Here is a 16,908-nt window from a genome sequence, read left to right on the forward strand (position 1 = left end):
ACCAAAGACTTCGTCCTTTCAATAATCGCGACGTATACGAGCAATTCAGAAATATAGGTGTATTTCCTTATATTGCGTCTTAACGATAGATGATGATGCCATACTGTAATTTAGCATTGCAATTTGCTTATTTAGCAGCGATATACAATAGGAAAGTAGTAATTTGCTTGACTGCTCTTGTCTTATCTTCCTGTGATTTGCAAAATAAGCCCCTACAAAATAATAGCGGCATTCCTGCTCAACCCGTCGGTTTTGATTGGATTGATACCATACCGAAAGTGGCTATTCGGAATACATCGCTAGCATTCCCACAGATATTTGAAGGGAGTTTTAAACCAGAGACAAAGGTTAGCCAACTGGGAGTGGAAATAACGTTTGATATGATGGCTGCAGGAAACCTCAACATACCATCGGGTAAAATTATCGCAACCGATCCGCTTACATTGAGTAACGCCGTAGCCTTTAAAGAACAATTTCCTATCGGAGAGTTCCCTGTCGAACTGGCGATGGCGAACATCAACGGCAATAAGGATCGCAGGGTCGCATTCGCAAGGATAAGATTTTCGGACAATCCTGTCAAACAATGGGAGTTCGCATTGCTACCCGGACAGCTCTCCATCTCCATCAAGTCTACAGATAGATACGGTTATGGGGTCGACGCTGGTATAGGACTCTTTGTCGACCAAATAGCGCAGAATAGCTTAGACAGTATTCTCGATCAAAAATGGGAGGAAATATTTTCGGAAGAGTTCGAAGTTTACAAAAACTACGCATTTCAAAATCATAAAGCCGTTTTCTACTCTACAGGATATGGGGATGGTTTTTACACCACATACATCGGGAGGGACAGCGTCGGTAAAATATCGCAATTGTTAACTGACTTTGGTATCGTCTTATGGTGGAACATTGGAAAGTAGCTAAACCAACAACGTTGCCGCAGTGTGGCCCTTATGACACAGCTAGCGCGAGCCTTTGGCTCGTGCTTGTATAATCGGAAGGGAAGCGCATAACTGGGCACGAGCTGCAAGCTCGCGCCAGCACGGAATAACCATGTTTATAAAAAAATAAAAAGAAAGGTCACCAACGAAATGGCTCTCAAACCTTCTTTATGCCATGTACACGAATCTTAGTTATTATTACTATTGACCATTTCCAAACCCGGCGCTTAATGGTTTATATTTCATGTATTTGTCATAGTCTTGAGCACTTTTGTCTACGTTTTTACCATCATTCTTCTTTCGCACCAAATGAAAGCTATTGGGAACAATATCTGATATCGCCAGATTGTACGATATAGCTAAAAAAATGGGTTTTTGTTGATATGATTTATTGCCAAGTTCATATCCTAATGAAACATTGAAATTCAACACATTGAACCCTAAAACAGGGGCAAACACATTTGAAGATTCCCCATCGGAACTATTGCTAGATATAGCGAATAATACTCCAGTCTGTACAGAAAACGTATTTTTATACTTCGATGCGATGACCTGTTTGCTTTTATCAGTCGACACAACCAACCGCCCCTTACCAAAACTAATGCCAGCCCCTACCGAATTAAAAGCAACGACATTAGCATTATTGCCTGCGTCATTGCCTTTGAAGTTAACACGGATGGAGGGAATAGTGAAGTTGGTATTCCAAGCATTAACGTTATAGACATTTGTCTTTTCCGCTTCTAATTCCAACAGATCATAATCGTGGGCATCTTGAGATTTAGCTATATTACATGCAAATGCAGCAATAGCCATTAAAATAAGACTTTTCATAAGTTCATTCTTAGTTAATAATTAAATTAAAAATAGAAAGTATTATTGAAATTTACAAGTAGAACAGCTATTTCATCACGGCTAACGTCTACATTATTTATTTTTCATCAAATCTGGAAGAAGAGTCACTAGAGTCCGATTAGCGAGCCTTGTAAAACCAATTAGATGCCCGTAAGGGTTATGTCCGAATTAAGCACAGTTACGATATATTTGTTGTCATATTATACAAGAAGTTGTGTTTTTTTAATACAGTTAAGGCACGAGTTGAAAACTCCCGCCAGCGGAAAACTCGTCCCAGCATCAAGGGGAGCTAGCGCGAGCCTGTGGCTCGTGCTCGTATAAACGGAACGGCAGCAACCAAGGCACGAGCTGCAAGCTCGCGACAGTTGAAAACTCGCGCCAGCATCAACATGCGTCAACATGGATATATGCGCCGTGGTTAGCCATCACGGAAGCCTCATCTATTAGCATGAGGGTAACCAAAAGTATATGCAAATCTCTCTATTCCTGGACATTGGCAGAACGATGATACCCGGTGGATGGGGAATAATCTTTACTTTAGCTTTTTCAATTCTGCTGGACTATAGAAAGCACGCGTGGATCAGATTGGGATCACGGAGATTCTTTACGCAGTGCGTAGAGAATTAATACAATAGCCATGGAGAATAAAACGACAAGGTCATAGTGTGCATTATACTCTGCCTTTCTCTGTCAAATACAGCCCGATAGTTGCACTATAACATATCAAAGCCATACACTGGGCACCAGATCTTTTTATAAGCTCTCTGCTTCTCGTCCTCTCCTATTTCGTTCCCTGATCTTTCCGAACCCTTCTTCTCGACCCAATTTATGATCCGCTGAAACGGTGTCGTTCTCTGCATGCCCTGTGTATTTTTTGTTTTTTGTAACCTTTGACGTAATTTGATAATCATATGCCTAAAAAGTAATATGGAAAGACTAATTACATTCATCGCCGTACTGTTTATTCTCCTTTTGTTTGGTTTTCTAACGTGGTATTTCGTTCATAAAGCGCGGCATAAGGAACGCATCCTCATGATTGAAAAGGGAATCTATACCGAAAAAGATAAACAGCTTTTGAAATTTCCTTGGCTAAAATTGGGAATAGTCATACTGGGTTTAGGCTTAGGGTTGCTTCTTATCGGCCTATTAGCAAAAAATGGTTTATTGAACGGGCCAGGCTCTATCCCTATCGGAATTTTGAGTATAGCCGGTGCGGTATCCTTAATTATTGCTAATTATATAGAAAGAAAGTAACCCATAGCATGCTGGAGGAAATCTATATCAAAAAAATCTGTGCGGGGGACACGGGAGCTTTTAACTATATCATTCATACGTATAAGGATATGGCATTTTCAATAGCAAGTTCTATTGTGAAAGATCAACAGGACGCGGAGGACGTGGTACAGGATGCATTTATAAAAGCGTATAAAAACATCAAAAGTTTTAAACAGGATTCAAAGTTCAGCACGTGGTTTTATCGTATTGTCGTGAATGAATCGTTCCTGCACCTTAAGAAAAAAAAGAAAGAGATTATCTTTTGCAACGAGGAGTTGAATACGGAGGTGATGGATGAGGATCATTTCAACGTAATAAAACAGGAGGAACAGGATGCCTTGATTAAGGAAGGGCTAAAAAGATTGAACCCGAATGAAAGCTTGGCCCTACGCTTGTTTTACTTAGATGAACAAAATATAAAGACCATCACGGAAATCACGGGATGGTCTGAAGCGAATACGAAGGTGCTGCTCCACCGAGGGAGAAAAAATATGCTACGTATGATGAATTTATTAACGAAATCAAAATTTTAACAAAGATGGCAGAAAAACCTACAGATGATGATCTATTTTTCAGAATGATGGCCCGGGGAAAACTGACCATTACGAACGATCGCTTTGAAAAGGACTTACGGAATAAGATAGAGCACGAGAATTGGAAGCGGAAACAATTCGCTAAAAGTAGAGTGATGAGTATTCTTTTTTTTGTTCTTGGAATCTCGCTTGGCTATTGGAAGTTTGATTTTCTCATGGAGTCAATACAACACACATTTCCTATTTCATTGTCGCATACGGCATTTCTTTTCCAACTATTTTTTGTAGTATTTATTCTCTTTCAGATCAATAGTATCCTAAAATTAATCGTTAAACACTAGCTGATATGCGACATTTATTTATCTTGATCATGATACTTCACGGTATCGTGGCTGGGGCAACCTTTGCCCAAACATTAACTGTTAAAGGTAAAATTCATACCCCAGATTCCTTAATGATTTTATTTGGCGATGGCATACGCATAGACACGCTGTTTTCGTTAACTGGAGAATTTCATTTCCAAAGGGAGATGATGCATCCCGAACTGCTCACAGTCGTTGCTATGAAGCGTGGATCAAACGAGTACGCGAAAAAGGATTTCTTCACCGGCGCCGGGATAGTACACATGGAATCCGAATTTAAGGATTTTAGCAGAGCCGAGGTAACGATGAGTGATACAAAAGCGCAGTCCAAGTACAACGAGTTTAGAAGTCGATTCAATCCCCTGGTTAAAATAGCTAGAAGCGTGATCGATTCAAGCTATGTAAAAGGGAAAACAGATGCGGAGAAAGCGGTATACAAACATGTGTATGATCGAATTATCGCTATTGAAACGGAAGTGGCTGAGGAATTTGTCCGGGAGAATACCGACAACATCGTTGGGGCATTTGTTTTGGCAAACTACTTACGCGATATGGAAGCAACAGAAATGGATGAGATCGTCCATCTCTTCAATGACGATTTATTAAACGCTACTTATCTCGTAGACGTGAAAGATAGGCTGAACATGCTTGCGAAGTTGAAAGAAGGTCTAAAGGCTCCGGATTTCAGCCTAACAAATTTGGACGGAGCACAAATTGACGGAAAGGGTTTGGGGGGTAGGTACGTGGTACTCGACTTTTGGGGCAGTTGGTGTGCACCCTGCATAGCGGGCATGCCCAAAATGAAGGAATACGTTCAAAAATATGGAGATAAAGTAAATTTCATTGGAATTGCTTGTGGAGACGAAGTAGCAAATTGGAAATCGGCGATTAGCGAACTCCAACTAACATGGCCGCAGTATTTAAACAGTTCGCAAAACGAGGATCTCACCCGCAAGTTTCAGATAGATACATTTCCCACGAAAATTATTATTGATCCGAATGGGAAGATCCTCAACCTATTCAAAGGCGAAAGCGCAGATTTCTATAAGTATCTTGACCACCTGTTTTCAACTAGGTTGTAGGGACCATACGGAAGGGCAGCGCATAACTGGGCACGAGCTGCAAGCTCGCGCCAGCGGAAAACTCGTCCCATCATCAAGGGGGGCTAGCACGACTTATGGCTCTTACCGTCAAGGAGGTCGCACTCACCTCTTGACCGTTAGCCTAATCCTAGTATCCGTCCTGTTCGACGCATGGTCTCGCGCGGTAACAATCAACTCAAACTCTCCGTCCTTGGTGGGCACGCCCGACAACGTCATTCGCGCACTATCAAAATGCAGCCAGTCTGGCTTATTTTTTCCAATGGTATAGGCCAATTCTTGATCGTCCATGTCTTTAAAAGAATCTGTTGGAAGCGATACGTGAAATGCTTTGCCAACTTGCGCGGTAATATCGGGAATCGGATGAAAAACAAAGGGTTTAAATAATTTCGAGGTACCGACCCAATAGATATCGGATTCGGTTATTTCATCTGCTCCGATGTGCATGCGGGTAAAAAAAAGAAACTGATTGTCGCTGCTTACATAGGGTCTCCTCTCCCATTCTTTCGAATTTATGGTCGAATGAACGCGCTGAGGGGTTATCCAGTTTTTATGAATATCGCGATAGCTGATGTACAAATCAACTGCCGTTTTTTCATCGGTATAGCTGCAGAAAATCAGGTATTCTTCATCCGGGGAGATAAAAATGCTTTCCTCATCATTCGACGAAGATAGTTCAGAAATGATCTGTACCTCTTGATAGTGATTATTTATCGGTCTGGAATAGAACAGATCCGCCGTATGGCAATTTTCTTTTCCGATGCAGTTTCTATTGGACGAAAAATAGAGGGTGCCGTCAGACGTCATGCTGCCGTTGGCCTCCCGGCTTTCGGAGGATATGGGATCGTAAAGCACTGTCGGAGCGCCCCAAAGGCCTTCCTTTTGTCTAACAATACACAGGTCGGTATGGACATGGTCTGTCCCCGATTTGCTCTGCGCAAAAAGTAGGGATGTGCCATCTGGTGAAAAATAAGGCAGGTAGACGGATCGGCCTTTTAACGGTTCGAAAGGCAGTGGTTTGGCCCATGTTTGATGCTCTCGTTTGGAATACCATATTTCACCGCTCAAATCGTCTTGCTTGAGCACGCCAAAAGCAAGTTCCTTTCCATTGGGCGCAAATGAAATTCCATGCTCTATCCTTCCCTTTTGTGAAATGATATCTGGAGCAAAAATAACGGGGATCGTATCTGGATAGGCTTGTCCGAAATAATTTTCTGATCCCGTTGGCGAGGAACAGTTACAAAGGAAAATAATAAGCGGAAGCAGCAGGATTGTTTTGTTCATGTTGGTTTCAATTGGAAGTGTCGACTCCTGATAGCTCAAATATAAATGAAATTATGCGATCCGCCTAGGTGAGTAGCCTAGAATTAACGGGCACGAGCTAAAAGCTCGCGCCAGCATCAAGGAGAGCTAGCGCGAGCCTGTGGCTTGTGCTCGTATAATCGGAAGGGCAGCGCATAACTGGGCACGAGCTGCAAGCTCGCGCCAGCTGAAAGATCGCACCAGCCGAAAACTCCCGCCAGCGTCAAGGACGGCTAGCGCGAGCCTGTGGTTCGTGCTTGTATAATCGGAAGGGCTGCGTGTAACTGGGCACGAGCTAAAAGCTCGCGCCAGCTGAAAGATCGCGCCAGCCGAAAACTCCCGCCAGCGTCAAGGACGGCTAGCGCGAGCCTGTGGCTCGTGCTTGTATAATCGGAAGGGCTGCGTGTAACTGGGCACGAGCTAAAAGCTCGCGCCAGCTGAAAGATCGCGCCAACATTAAGAAAGCGCCGGTATAAAAACCGAGCGCTTCCGACTAAACCACCACTAAATAAACATTTTGTAGGATGACGCAAATTTTCAGGTTCTATTCAAACGCATTGAGCTCACCAAAACCGGCCGCATATTGTCCATAGGCAGTCAGTGTAAAGCGGAAATAACGGGCTTGCACTGGCGCATAAAAGCTGACATTCCGCAGCTCAGGATTCGCCGCGGTACCACCGGGCATGCTACCCATGTACGAACCTTGAATGGTCCAGTTGGTACCGTCATTGCTACTCGCCACACGCATGCCTGTTACGGCTGAAATATAGCTTGAACTGAAGTAATTCCAATACCTCGGTGTAAAGGTAAAACCTCGTATGTTCTTCTGGCTTTGCATATCCACGGTAAAGGTGACAGCAGGCGGTGTCCCAAAGGCTAGCGCGGAATGCCAGCCTGTGGCTGCATCGCCATCAAAAGCCAAAGCCGGCGCCCCTGATGCATAACTGTTGTCCGTCGAACTTGCCGTGGCTGCCCACCCCGCACGGCCTACCCGACTGCCGGTAGGTGCTGGATTGGCGGGATTGATATTCTGCAATTGTACTTCTACCGCTACATACGCCTGCCCCAGCGCCTCATGCGGTGGCACGGGCCCTTCATCTGCAATGCCGAAAGGCAGTAGGTAGCTGCGCCCCGGCACAAAGGCGCTGGTATTCTGAAGGGCGATGGCAAATGGTGCGGCGGCATTTAGATTTCCGCTGGCAATCGAAACGCTAGCGGGACTAACGGCAAAGCTATTCGCCGGGAACGCCGCATAGGTTGTTTGGTTCATTTCGTTATACCTCGCCAACAGATCCGGCCGCTCCCGAAGGGCAACGGTCAGCGCCTGGCCAAAAGCTGTATTTACCCCGGCTGTCAGATTTAACTGACCACTTACCACATCCCCCGTAGGCGTACGGTTGATGACAATCGGTACGATACGGTTGGCAGGGACACCATTGAGCTGAGTGGTGATCCGGTTGAAGGTGACACGCAGGTACATCACCTGGCGGTTGCTGCTCAACGGTAGACTGGAATTTGTACTCGCCAAACGTATCGGCACCACATATTGCTTGCTGAAGTCCAGTTCGCCTGCTTCTCCTAAGGTGATGCGTAACGAATCCACCGAACGTTCCTGCCCGGCAGGGATACGCACCTGACCGTTGTTCTCCAGCACAAAGGCGCCGGCAGGAAAGACCGGAGACTGCGTTTTATTGGCCAGGTCATAGGCGGAAAGCAACGACGTGTCTATGGTCGCTGTTACTTGTACCTCCTGATCAAAGGCCCGTGTCAGCAAGACGGGAAACGCTGTGCCGGCGCCGGCAAGGACCGTGCTTCGCGCCGTGACATAGCTGGCGTCAGCCGTATTATAGGTAGCGCCAGCGGGCATATAAATAATCAAGTCCTGTGGTGCACTCATATCATCCGTACTGCAGCTGACCATCGTGCAAACCAGGATCATCCAGCCCATACGGCGTACTACGGAAGTACGCAGTTGATTGACATATCTTTTCATACGATCTCGTATTTATCGTTCTTAATTTTTTAATAATTGTTTATTCGCAACGTACATTTTGTACCCATTGAATGGTGTTGGCAGCAACTGCATCCCGGTTGTGGCCGCTAATATCGCGTACGGTTTTTCCTTCGGCAGCATTAAATTTCCAGTAGCCAATCAATCCGGCACTGGCGGGATCTACCCCGCATTTCCCGTTGCTGATCTCTCCCTGTGACAGTGCCCTGGACCAAATCCGGGCTTCGCTGATTGCTCCGTTTATGCGGCGTCCGTTTGCGGAATAACCAAAATAAAACGGTCTCTCATTCAGGTCGATCACCCGGCTAGCCGTTTTCGTCGCCAACAGTGTCCCGTCGACATACACGTGGAGCTGGTTGCCGTTGTACACGGCCGCGATATGATACCAGGTGCCGGTATTAAAGGTGAAATTAACGTTCGTGGCCGTTGCGCCACCCGCCACCTGCAGCTGATTGGGCTGCACCGTTACATCGCCAAAGCGCAACAGAAAGGTTTCCTCGATGCCCATCACGCTACTGATAAAAGGGGAATTGGCCTGAAAACTATTGACCATGACCCGGGTTTCCATGGTAATCGCAGACATCGCCCTTAACGCCTCGTTATTTTGGGAAAAATCCACCTGAAAATGGTTATTCGCCAACGATGCGGCCGGGGTAATGATCACCTGATTAATGATCAGATAGATCGTCCTGGAGGACTCGATAAGTGGTAAGCCGGATGTGTTCCGAATCGTAATGGGCATCATATAGGCTTTGCCGACTTCGAAAAGCTCGGTTCCATTCACCCGAAAGCTGACGGCATCGGATACGGTCATGCCCGGCTGTATCTGCACTTCGTTGCCCGATAGTGCATAGGCACCCTGTGGAAGCGCCTGATAGGCGGTGCCGAAGCGCTGGTTGTAGGCCGCAATTAAGGTGGTATCTACTGCGATCTGTGCCGTAACAGCTTGTGCTGCGGGCTGGGTGGATGTCACGCTGAACGCCTGTGCGCCACCTGTATTATCTACCGTCAGCCTTGCGGTAGTATTGACTTCTGCCAGGGTGAGGTAAACACTATTGGTATTGACCTCGTCGCTTTTACAGGCAAACAACATGCTTCCCAATAAACACGCGAACAGCCAACTGTATATTTTTCTTTTCATGGTATTATCTGGTTAATTAATGTACTGCGGGATTCATAATCTGTATAGCCTGCCTTGTCCAGCGGTAATCGGGGTTGATGGCGTATTCATATTCGGCGTGGTAGGTTCCGGCACCGCCTTTGCGCCCTTGCAGCGGGTTCCAATAGGCCATGCCGAGCAGGGACGGAATCACACCCCGAATCGGATCTGTGTAATTTGGTCCGCCAAGCTCCCAGCCCACGCGTTCCTCAAAATTCTCCGTGACTATGTATTTATGGGGCAGCAACCACGGGACACCTGCATTGTAGCGATTTTGCAGGCTGCCGGGGCCGGTGGTGTTATACGCCTGTGACACCGCATAACTCAGTCCAACACCTGCGTCTGCCGGTATACGGGACCATTCACCATCCACGATCAATAGTTTATCGGTACCGGATAGCGGACCAAAATACTTGGACAGTACTTTGATAAACATACCGTACTTGCGCTGATCGGTCAGCAGCCCCCAATTACAGCCACAGACAGTCGGTTCATGATCCAGGTCGAGGCCATCTAACTGGTATTTATCGATACTATCCCGCAGCCGGGTGGCAATCAACTCGAAACCGATATTGAGCTGATCATCTCCTTTATCATATTGATCCGCGAAGGAATAGGTGCTGTTTAATGTTTTTGCTGTATCCGCCATGCTGTTTAGAAATGCCGTATTGTCGAAGACTACCCACACAAAGCGGGTGCCTTTTTGTTTACGTATACGTTGCATGGTCTCAAAATTGTGCGATCCAAAGGGCGGAACACCCCCCCACATGCTGACGATATCCACACTGTCGGGGATATGGTCCATGACACTGACCGTCCCGGGACTCCCGGGTGTGCCCAATCCACCCCACCAGCCGAAATAGACTTGATGGTCACTGCGCTTATACGCGCGTAAGTTTTCATAATATTCGTCACTCCCGACGGGAACCAGTTTGGCAACGGGCTCCGGTACTGGAATATTCTGCTTTTCGCAGGCAGCTAGTAAGATACTGCCCACAAAAAGACAGGTATATAGCAGGTAATTCATTGTTTTCATTGTCTTTTCTGTTTTTGTTTACACCTCTATTCGGGACAGCGGATCCCAGTAACCCACAGGGGGGTTCCATTAACGGTTCCGGTATGCCCATGCCCCGTTACGTCGGCAATGGTACTCCCTTGACCGGCATCAAATTTCCAGTAGCCATACAAGCCTTCCGATTGCGGATTTACCGCACACATATTATTGAGCAGCTGGACGCCTGTACGCGCCTGGGTCCAGAAACGCAATTCCTGCACTTGGATGGGATGACCATTGGCTCCAAAAAACATCTGGTTGAGTTGAAAAGTGCTCCCAGGTGGTGCCGACGTGGCCGCATCTTCGACCCCATTGACATAAATGCGGAAGCTGTTGGCCTGTCCATCAAACACATAAGCGATATGATACCATTGATTGACGGAAAAACGTGTCCGGGACGCCGGCTGTACGCCTTTATATTTGATCTGCAGCTGATCGGGTGAGATCACCACATCACCAAAACGCGAATAGATCTCGTCCGGATAGGCCGCAAAGAGGGTCATGTTATTGCGGAATGGCCCTTTGGTCACCCGTACCCGCATCTCCACGGTAAATGCCTTCAGGTTGCTGATGGGATCGGGAATGGCAAAATTGACACCATTGGCCTGGGATAAGTCCAATGCCGGATTGACTAGCACCTGCTGGATTTGTGCATAAAGTACCTTGGAACTCTCCAGGATCGGAAAGTCGTTGGAAGATAAGCTGGCCACTTCAATTGGCACCAAGTACTGTGTACCGACTTCGACAGCGCCTTCCAAAGGGCTTATCTCTACCTGTACCGTCTCCGAGATACTGCTGCCTTTACGGATGACGGCCTGTGTACTGCTCAAACGCACAAGTTGGCTGGGCAAGGCCTTGAAATCCGTACCGTTCTCCGCATTATAGCTATCCACCAGGGCGGGGTTGATCCGAAAAGTAACGCTCAGGTCCTGGTCGACTACCGCAGAGGCACTTGCCGTTACTGTTAGTGAACCGCCTGTATTGTCTACCGAAAGACCGACGAAAGGATTCACTTGGGCACGCGTGATATATATGCCCTTTTGTTCTACCGCCGCTTTCTGGCACCCCATATGCAAGAGGCTCAGCAGGATAAGCAGCAGAAAAGGGATTTTTTTTATCCAATATTTTTTCATAACACGAGCTATTAAATTGATCATTCACCTATTACCTTGGCTTGGCATCCCACCAAACGGGTGTACCACCCGTATCGGCTCCGCCCAGTAAAGTGAGTGCACGCGCTACCTGCGCGCCATTCTCCTGGTACTGTTGCAATGGATAAGGCAGACGGCGCACCTGCACGGTCGTATTGACGGTTCCGCCGCTCCGGTTGAGCGCAATCGGAAAGAGTCTCGGAAAATCCGTGCGCCTGAATTCGGCCCAGGCTTCCTGTCCGTTGGGATACATCGCGATCCACTTTTGGGTGATGATGCGTTCGAGGTTGGTATCAAAATTATCCGCCTCGTTCCACTGGATGGTACTGCCCCCTAGGGAAGCCGTGCTATAGGCGCTGCCCGGTGCGTAATCGGTGTAGTTTGCCGGCCTCGCTGTCGCGTTGGACAGGTAGCCCGCGGGCATCGCTACACCCAATTCGGCAAAAGAGAGCTGGACGCCCGTTTCGTACAGGGACTGGGCGGTTCCCCCCATGTTCCAACCCCGCAATGCTCCTTCGGCACGGAGAAAATACACTTCAGATGCCCGCATCCAGGGCAAGCCTGTTTCATTGGTGACATTGAGCGGTGAAAAAGGCTGATACACGGCGGGCACCACATTGATCCCGGTGCGCACCCCGACATATTCTCCGGGGCGTACCGTGGAGGTGGCAAAAAATACCCCGATCCGCGGATCGCTATAACCGCGTAAATAGGAATCCATGGATGCTCCCATCCGGGCTTCGTTATAATCTTGGGTTAAGGTGCGCAGGGGATTTTTGAAATTCAGTCCCGCTGCCGGTTTTTGTATGGCGCCATCACCCACCGCTGTCAAGAGCCCTGCAGGGTGGCTGACTGCTTCCTCGGCAAAGCGCTTGGCATTGGCGGGGTCCACATACGACATCCGGATGGCTAAGCGCAGTTTCAGGGAATTGGCATATTTTGCCCATTGCAAGTAATCGCCGGCATAAATTTGATCGTACCGCGCCAGCGGTGTCCCGCCAGCCGCCCCACGTTCGTGTAGCAGATTCGCCGCACGCCCCAGTTCGCCAATAAAGGTCCGGTACAGGCTCTCCTGACTGTCGTATGCCGGTGTGAACGTTCCGGTAGGGATCTGCGAATAAGGAACGGGGCCATAGCTATCGGTCATCCGCACCATGCCCGTAATCTTGATCAGCTGGGCCACGGAAAACTGCAAGGAATCGCCGGAAAGTGTGGTCGCCTCCTGTACCTGCTTCCACGCATTCAGTAATCGCCCCGTCAGGTTAAACTGTTCGTTCACCCAGGTGAGGTTGAAACCGTAGGTCAGGTTGTTGGTATTGCCGTTCCAGTTGTTTGCCTGGGCCATGTACCCCGAATAACAATCGGCGGCAAGGTTAAAGGCGATCTGATAACTGTTCACAAAATTGGTGCCGGCACCGGCATCTGCGGCCGGGATGACCGCATTGATCATTATCGGAAAATTACGTCCCGTTAGGTAACCATCGGCCTCCATCTGCTCACGGGTGGCATTATAGGGATTGGTATTGTACTCCGCATATTTTTTGGTGCAGGCACCAGCAAGCAAGGTCAATACCGCACAACCGACCCCTACTATCCAGAGCCTATTTCTTTTATATGAATTTTTCATTGTTATGTACGTTAAGGTTAAAACTGAGCCCGGATACTGAATCCAAAACTCCGGTAGCTGGGCTGGCGGAAATAATCGATCCCTTGATCGTAGGTCCCCGTAGAGGAAGTGGACTCGGGATCGAAGGGTGATTTGTTGTAAAACATAAACACATTTCTACCGGTAAGCGCCAACCGTATCTGTGGACCTTTGGGGCTAAACCATTTGGCGGGCAGATGGTACCCCAGGGCGACTTCCCGCAAGCGCACATTCGTCGCGCTGTAGATGTAGTAAGCCGCCATGCCGCTTGCGCCCTGACCCAGCATATTGTAATAGCCTTGTACATTCGGGTACGTCTTGCCATAGATCAGCACACCGCCGTTGTCGCGGTCCAGTGCCGACTGTTCCGAAACGCCAAAGGCATCCATGATGGATTGGGTATACGAGACGCCAATGCCTCCGACCCGCGCGTCGACAAGAAAGGAAAGATCAACACCTTTATAGGAAAATTGATTGTTCCACCCTAAGGTATAGTCGGGCGTAGCACGGCCTACATAACGTCTCGGAATGGTCGTCCGTCCGATCGAACCGTCGCCGGGATTTACCCATAGGTTGCCTTGATTATCTTCCCGAAGAACCTGCGAGATATAGAAATCGGCCATTGAGCCCCCTACGGTCAGCACATTCTGAAAATCGCCAAGGCCGCCAACTAGACGTTGCTCATTTTCATAAGGTTCACCGGTAGCCGGATTGATAAAGCCTTCGGAAAGACGCATGACTTGGTTTCTATTGAGTGAAAATACCAGTCCTGATGTCCAGTCCAGGGCGCCGAACTTACCGCGATGGGATAAGCTTGCTTCGATACCCCGATTTCGGATATTACCGGCATTATAAAAGAATACGGTATAAATACTACTGCCCAACAACGGCTGTTCGAGCAACTGGTTGGTCGTATTGGATTGATATACGGTGGCATTCAACGACAGACGGTCGTGCAGAAAACGGAGTTCCATACCCGCCTCGTACGACTTCGTTCGCTCGGGACGGTAGTCCGCAAAGGGTGCTGGCCGGAACGAGTCGTCGACCAGCGAGAACACCGGATTGGCCACACCAAAACGCGGCGGATTGCCTACTTCGGCGTAGGAGAAACGAACTTTAGCAAAAGATATGGCTGCCTTTGGGATGTTCCATTGATCACTGATGACCCCCGAAATACCCACCGAAGGATAGAAATAAGAGGAGGTTGTAGCAAGATCAGGTGGCAGTTGCGAAGGCCATTCATAACGGCCTGTCAGGTCCATAAACAGCCAGTTTTGATAGCCGAGTTGGGTGGTCGCAAAGACAGACTGCAATTGGGTCGCACTGTAGCTCTGTGTTGCCGGATTATCGGTGTTCTCCTGTACAGAGTAAAAGTTAGCCAAACGGATCAGATTCCCGCCGGCACCCAAACCGTCCAAACGATCGTTTTGATAGCTTCCACCGATATTGGTACGCAGGGAAAAACGATCCTCTGCAAAGGAATGCTTTGTACTGGCAATCAGATCCAAATAGGTGTTTTTGGTGGTCGTTTTACCCGTCTGATAATAACCAAATTCGGAAGCAAATAACCCCCATGTACCGGCTGGCCGTTTGGTTTCACTTTCGAGCACACTGTTGTCTATACGGACACGGCCCGTGACATTTAGCCAGTCTGTCACTTTATAGTTGGCCGTGACGCTCATCATATACCGATCGGTGTTCGAGGTGCGGCTTTGTGCATCGGTTATCCAATAGGGGTTTTGCATGCCTAGGCCTTGATCCTGATAGGGCCAGAACTGTGTTTCGATCAGCCGGTTGGGGTCGTAACGGGAATAGACTTGATATTTTCTGAAATCATCGCCCGGCGGAAACAGGTAAACTGGGACAATCGGATTTTGGTATTGCCCCTGCGCCACCATATTGTTGTCTTTAAGCCGTACATACATGCCGCTGAAATCGGCGGTCAGGCGATCCGAAAGCTGCGCATTGTGGCGCAGGTAAAAATTATAGCGATCAAACGTGTTATTGCGGATAATCCCTTCGGCATTGTTCGTTCCGACAGAAAAAAGCGTTTGGCCCCGGTCCGTACCGCCGGCGATACTTGCCGCATTGCTGATGTTGTAGCCGGTCTGAAAGAAGTCCCTTGGCCGATAGTCCGATGGCTGCGGGAGCTTAGCGCCCCAGCTGGCGTATTCCTGCGGATTAGACTGACCATAGGTATTTTGAAAACGCGGCATCACAAAAGGAGAAAAGAAATCCGAACTATGGGATACATTGACACGCAAATTGCCGAAGAGTCCTTCGATATCCCCTCTTGTTCCTTTTTTGGTATTCACCAGCAGGACACCGTTGGCTCCCTGATTTCCATATAATGCAGTCGCGGAGGGGCCTGTGAGCGCCGTGATGCTCTCGATATCTTCGGGATTAAAGCTGGAGATCCCCTCCCCGCTGACGACCCCTTCAAAAGGGCCATTGGTACCACCGCCATTATTGTTCGGAATGGGAATACCATCAATCACATAGAGGGCATTATTGTTGCCCGCAATGGATTTTGTTCCGCGCATGACGACCCTTGTTGCGCCACCGATGCCGGAGGAGCTGGAGTTGATGGTGACACCGGCAATCTTTCCGGTCAGGCTGTTTACAAAGTTGGCGTCTTTATTCCGGGTAACCTCTTCCCCTTTAAACTCCTGTACGTTATAGGTCAAGGCTTTGACGGATTGGCGAATACCTAAAGCCGTTACGACAACTTGGTCCATTTTCATTTCTTCCTGCCGCAAAACGATTTGGACCACCGCCGTAGATTCGACTTTGTGCTCCTGACGTACATAGCCGACAAAGGAAAAAACAAGGATATCACCCATGCTGGCATCGATACTGAATTTGCCTTCTGTGTCAGTTGAAATGCTTTGTCCGGTGTTTCGGTTCAGTACAGATACTCCGGCTATACCCTGCCCCGTCGTATCACGCACCAGCCCCTGCACAGGGATGAACATTTCTTTTTCCGACGTTCCGGCGGTTGGCTTTTGACGCAGTACAACGGTATTGGCATTGACAACGTAGGTCAGCGGTAACCCTTTAAGAACCGTCTCCAGCGCCTGACTGACAGATACATTGTTGATGTTTACAGAACGTTTTTGTTTTTTGGGGATAATGCGCCCATCATAAAAAAGATCAAAACCACTTTGCTTTCGTATCTCTTTCAAAAGCGTTTCCAGAGAAGCATTCTCTCGTCTTATCGTAATTCTTTGTGCGGAAGTCAACGCTGTCACGTGGGTAAGGGACACGATGAGAAAAGCAATGGTTAGTCGCATAATCAGCCATATTTTACGGCATAGTATTCCATCTATACCAATTTTAATAGTATATTTTTTATACATTTGTTACGTTTGGTTAATATACAGTACCTTGACTTTCCAGGACGAAGGCAACTGTATGTGTAAAAAATTTTCTAAAATTGAGCCAAACCTTAACCAGGGGTGTTTCGAGCACTTCTGGTTAATCTTGTGGATCGTTTAAGCTATCCAAAGTCTCTTTTCATTTTCAT

General features: G+C 47.9%; 13 protein-coding genes. 5 read left to right on the top strand and 8 right to left on the bottom strand.

All coding sequences use genetic code 11. The annotated features are described in order from the left end of the window. Window positions 1-89 precede the first annotated feature (89 nt). Complete coding sequence (locus ACFSR5_RS06225) at window positions 90-917, top strand: DUF4241 domain-containing protein (protein WP_380901806.1); 828 nt, start codon at window positions 90-92, stop codon at window positions 915-917. A 222-nt stretch (window positions 918-1,139) separates the two neighbouring features. Here the strand turns inward: ACFSR5_RS06225 and ACFSR5_RS06230 are convergent, their stop codons facing one another. After that, window positions 1,140-1,769, bottom strand: a complete 630-nt coding sequence (locus ACFSR5_RS06230) for a hypothetical protein (protein ID WP_380901808.1) — start codon at window positions 1,767-1,769, stop codon at window positions 1,140-1,142. A 948-nt stretch (window positions 1,770-2,717) separates the two neighbouring features. On the opposite strand from ACFSR5_RS06230, the gene ACFSR5_RS06235 reads away from it, so the two are divergent. Genes ACFSR5_RS06235 through ACFSR5_RS06250 form a run of 4 tightly spaced genes read left to right on the top strand, consistent with a single transcriptional unit; the run spans window position 2,718 to window position 5,042 of the window. After that, the gene (locus tag ACFSR5_RS06235; protein ID WP_380901810.1) at window positions 2,718-3,044 is read left to right on the top strand and encodes a DUF6249 domain-containing protein; all 327 of its coding nucleotides are present in this window, start codon (window positions 2,718-2,720) and stop codon (window positions 3,042-3,044) included. Window positions 3,045-3,052: 8 nt separating this feature from the next. After that, window positions 3,053-3,598, top strand: coding sequence for an RNA polymerase sigma factor (locus tag ACFSR5_RS06240; RefSeq protein WP_380901812.1), 546 nt, complete (start codon window positions 3,053-3,055; stop codon window positions 3,596-3,598). 5 nt (window positions 3,599-3,603) lie between these two features. Beyond that, window positions 3,604-3,939 (top strand): hypothetical protein, encoded by a 336-nt coding sequence (locus ACFSR5_RS06245; protein ID WP_380901814.1) that lies wholly within the window; start codon window positions 3,604-3,606, stop codon window positions 3,937-3,939. A 5-nt stretch (window positions 3,940-3,944) separates the two neighbouring features. Further along, window positions 3,945-5,042, top strand: coding sequence for a TlpA family protein disulfide reductase (locus tag ACFSR5_RS06250; protein ID WP_380901816.1), 1,098 nt, complete (start codon window positions 3,945-3,947; stop codon window positions 5,040-5,042). 123 nt (window positions 5,043-5,165) lie between these two features. Here the strand turns inward: ACFSR5_RS06250 and ACFSR5_RS06255 are convergent, their stop codons facing one another. From ACFSR5_RS06255 to ACFSR5_RS06285, 7 genes are all read right to left on the bottom strand, one after another. After that, the gene (locus ACFSR5_RS06255; RefSeq protein ID WP_380901818.1) at window positions 5,166-6,344 is read right to left on the bottom strand and encodes a putative Ig domain-containing protein; all 1,179 of its coding nucleotides are present in this window, start codon (window positions 6,342-6,344) and stop codon (window positions 5,166-5,168) included. Window positions 6,345-6,906: 562 nt separating this feature from the next. After that, complete coding sequence (locus ACFSR5_RS06260) at window positions 6,907-8,355, bottom strand: BT_3987 domain-containing protein (protein ID WP_380901819.1); 1,449 nt, start codon at window positions 8,353-8,355, stop codon at window positions 6,907-6,909. 40 nt (window positions 8,356-8,395) lie between these two features. Further along, complete coding sequence (locus tag ACFSR5_RS06265; protein ID WP_380901820.1) at window positions 8,396-9,514, bottom strand: DUF1735 and LamG domain-containing protein; 1,119 nt, start codon at window positions 9,512-9,514, stop codon at window positions 8,396-8,398. A 16-nt stretch (window positions 9,515-9,530) separates the two neighbouring features. Continuing rightward, window positions 9,531-10,568: a glycoside hydrolase family 18 gene (locus ACFSR5_RS06270; RefSeq protein WP_380901822.1), complete on the bottom strand. Its 1,038-nt coding sequence runs from the start codon at window positions 10,566-10,568 to the stop codon at window positions 9,531-9,533. Between the two features lie 26 nt (window positions 10,569-10,594). Continuing rightward, complete coding sequence (locus ACFSR5_RS06275; protein WP_380901824.1) at window positions 10,595-11,719, bottom strand: DUF1735 and LamG domain-containing protein; 1,125 nt, start codon at window positions 11,717-11,719, stop codon at window positions 10,595-10,597. A gap of 31 nt (window positions 11,720-11,750) precedes the next feature. Next, the gene (locus ACFSR5_RS06280) at window positions 11,751-13,364 is read right to left on the bottom strand and encodes a SusD/RagB family nutrient-binding outer membrane lipoprotein (protein WP_380901826.1); all 1,614 of its coding nucleotides are present in this window, start codon (window positions 13,362-13,364) and stop codon (window positions 11,751-11,753) included. 17 nt (window positions 13,365-13,381) lie between these two features. After that, window positions 13,382-16,675: a SusC/RagA family TonB-linked outer membrane protein gene (locus tag ACFSR5_RS06285; RefSeq protein WP_380901828.1), complete on the bottom strand. Its 3,294-nt coding sequence runs from the start codon at window positions 16,673-16,675 to the stop codon at window positions 13,382-13,384. Between the last annotated feature and the right edge of the window lie 233 nt (window positions 16,676-16,908).

Origin of the sequence: Sphingobacterium suaedae (assembly GCF_042684625.1) — a bacterium.
Lineage (GTDB): Bacteria > Bacteroidota > Bacteroidia > Sphingobacteriales > Sphingobacteriaceae > Sphingobacterium > Sphingobacterium suaedae.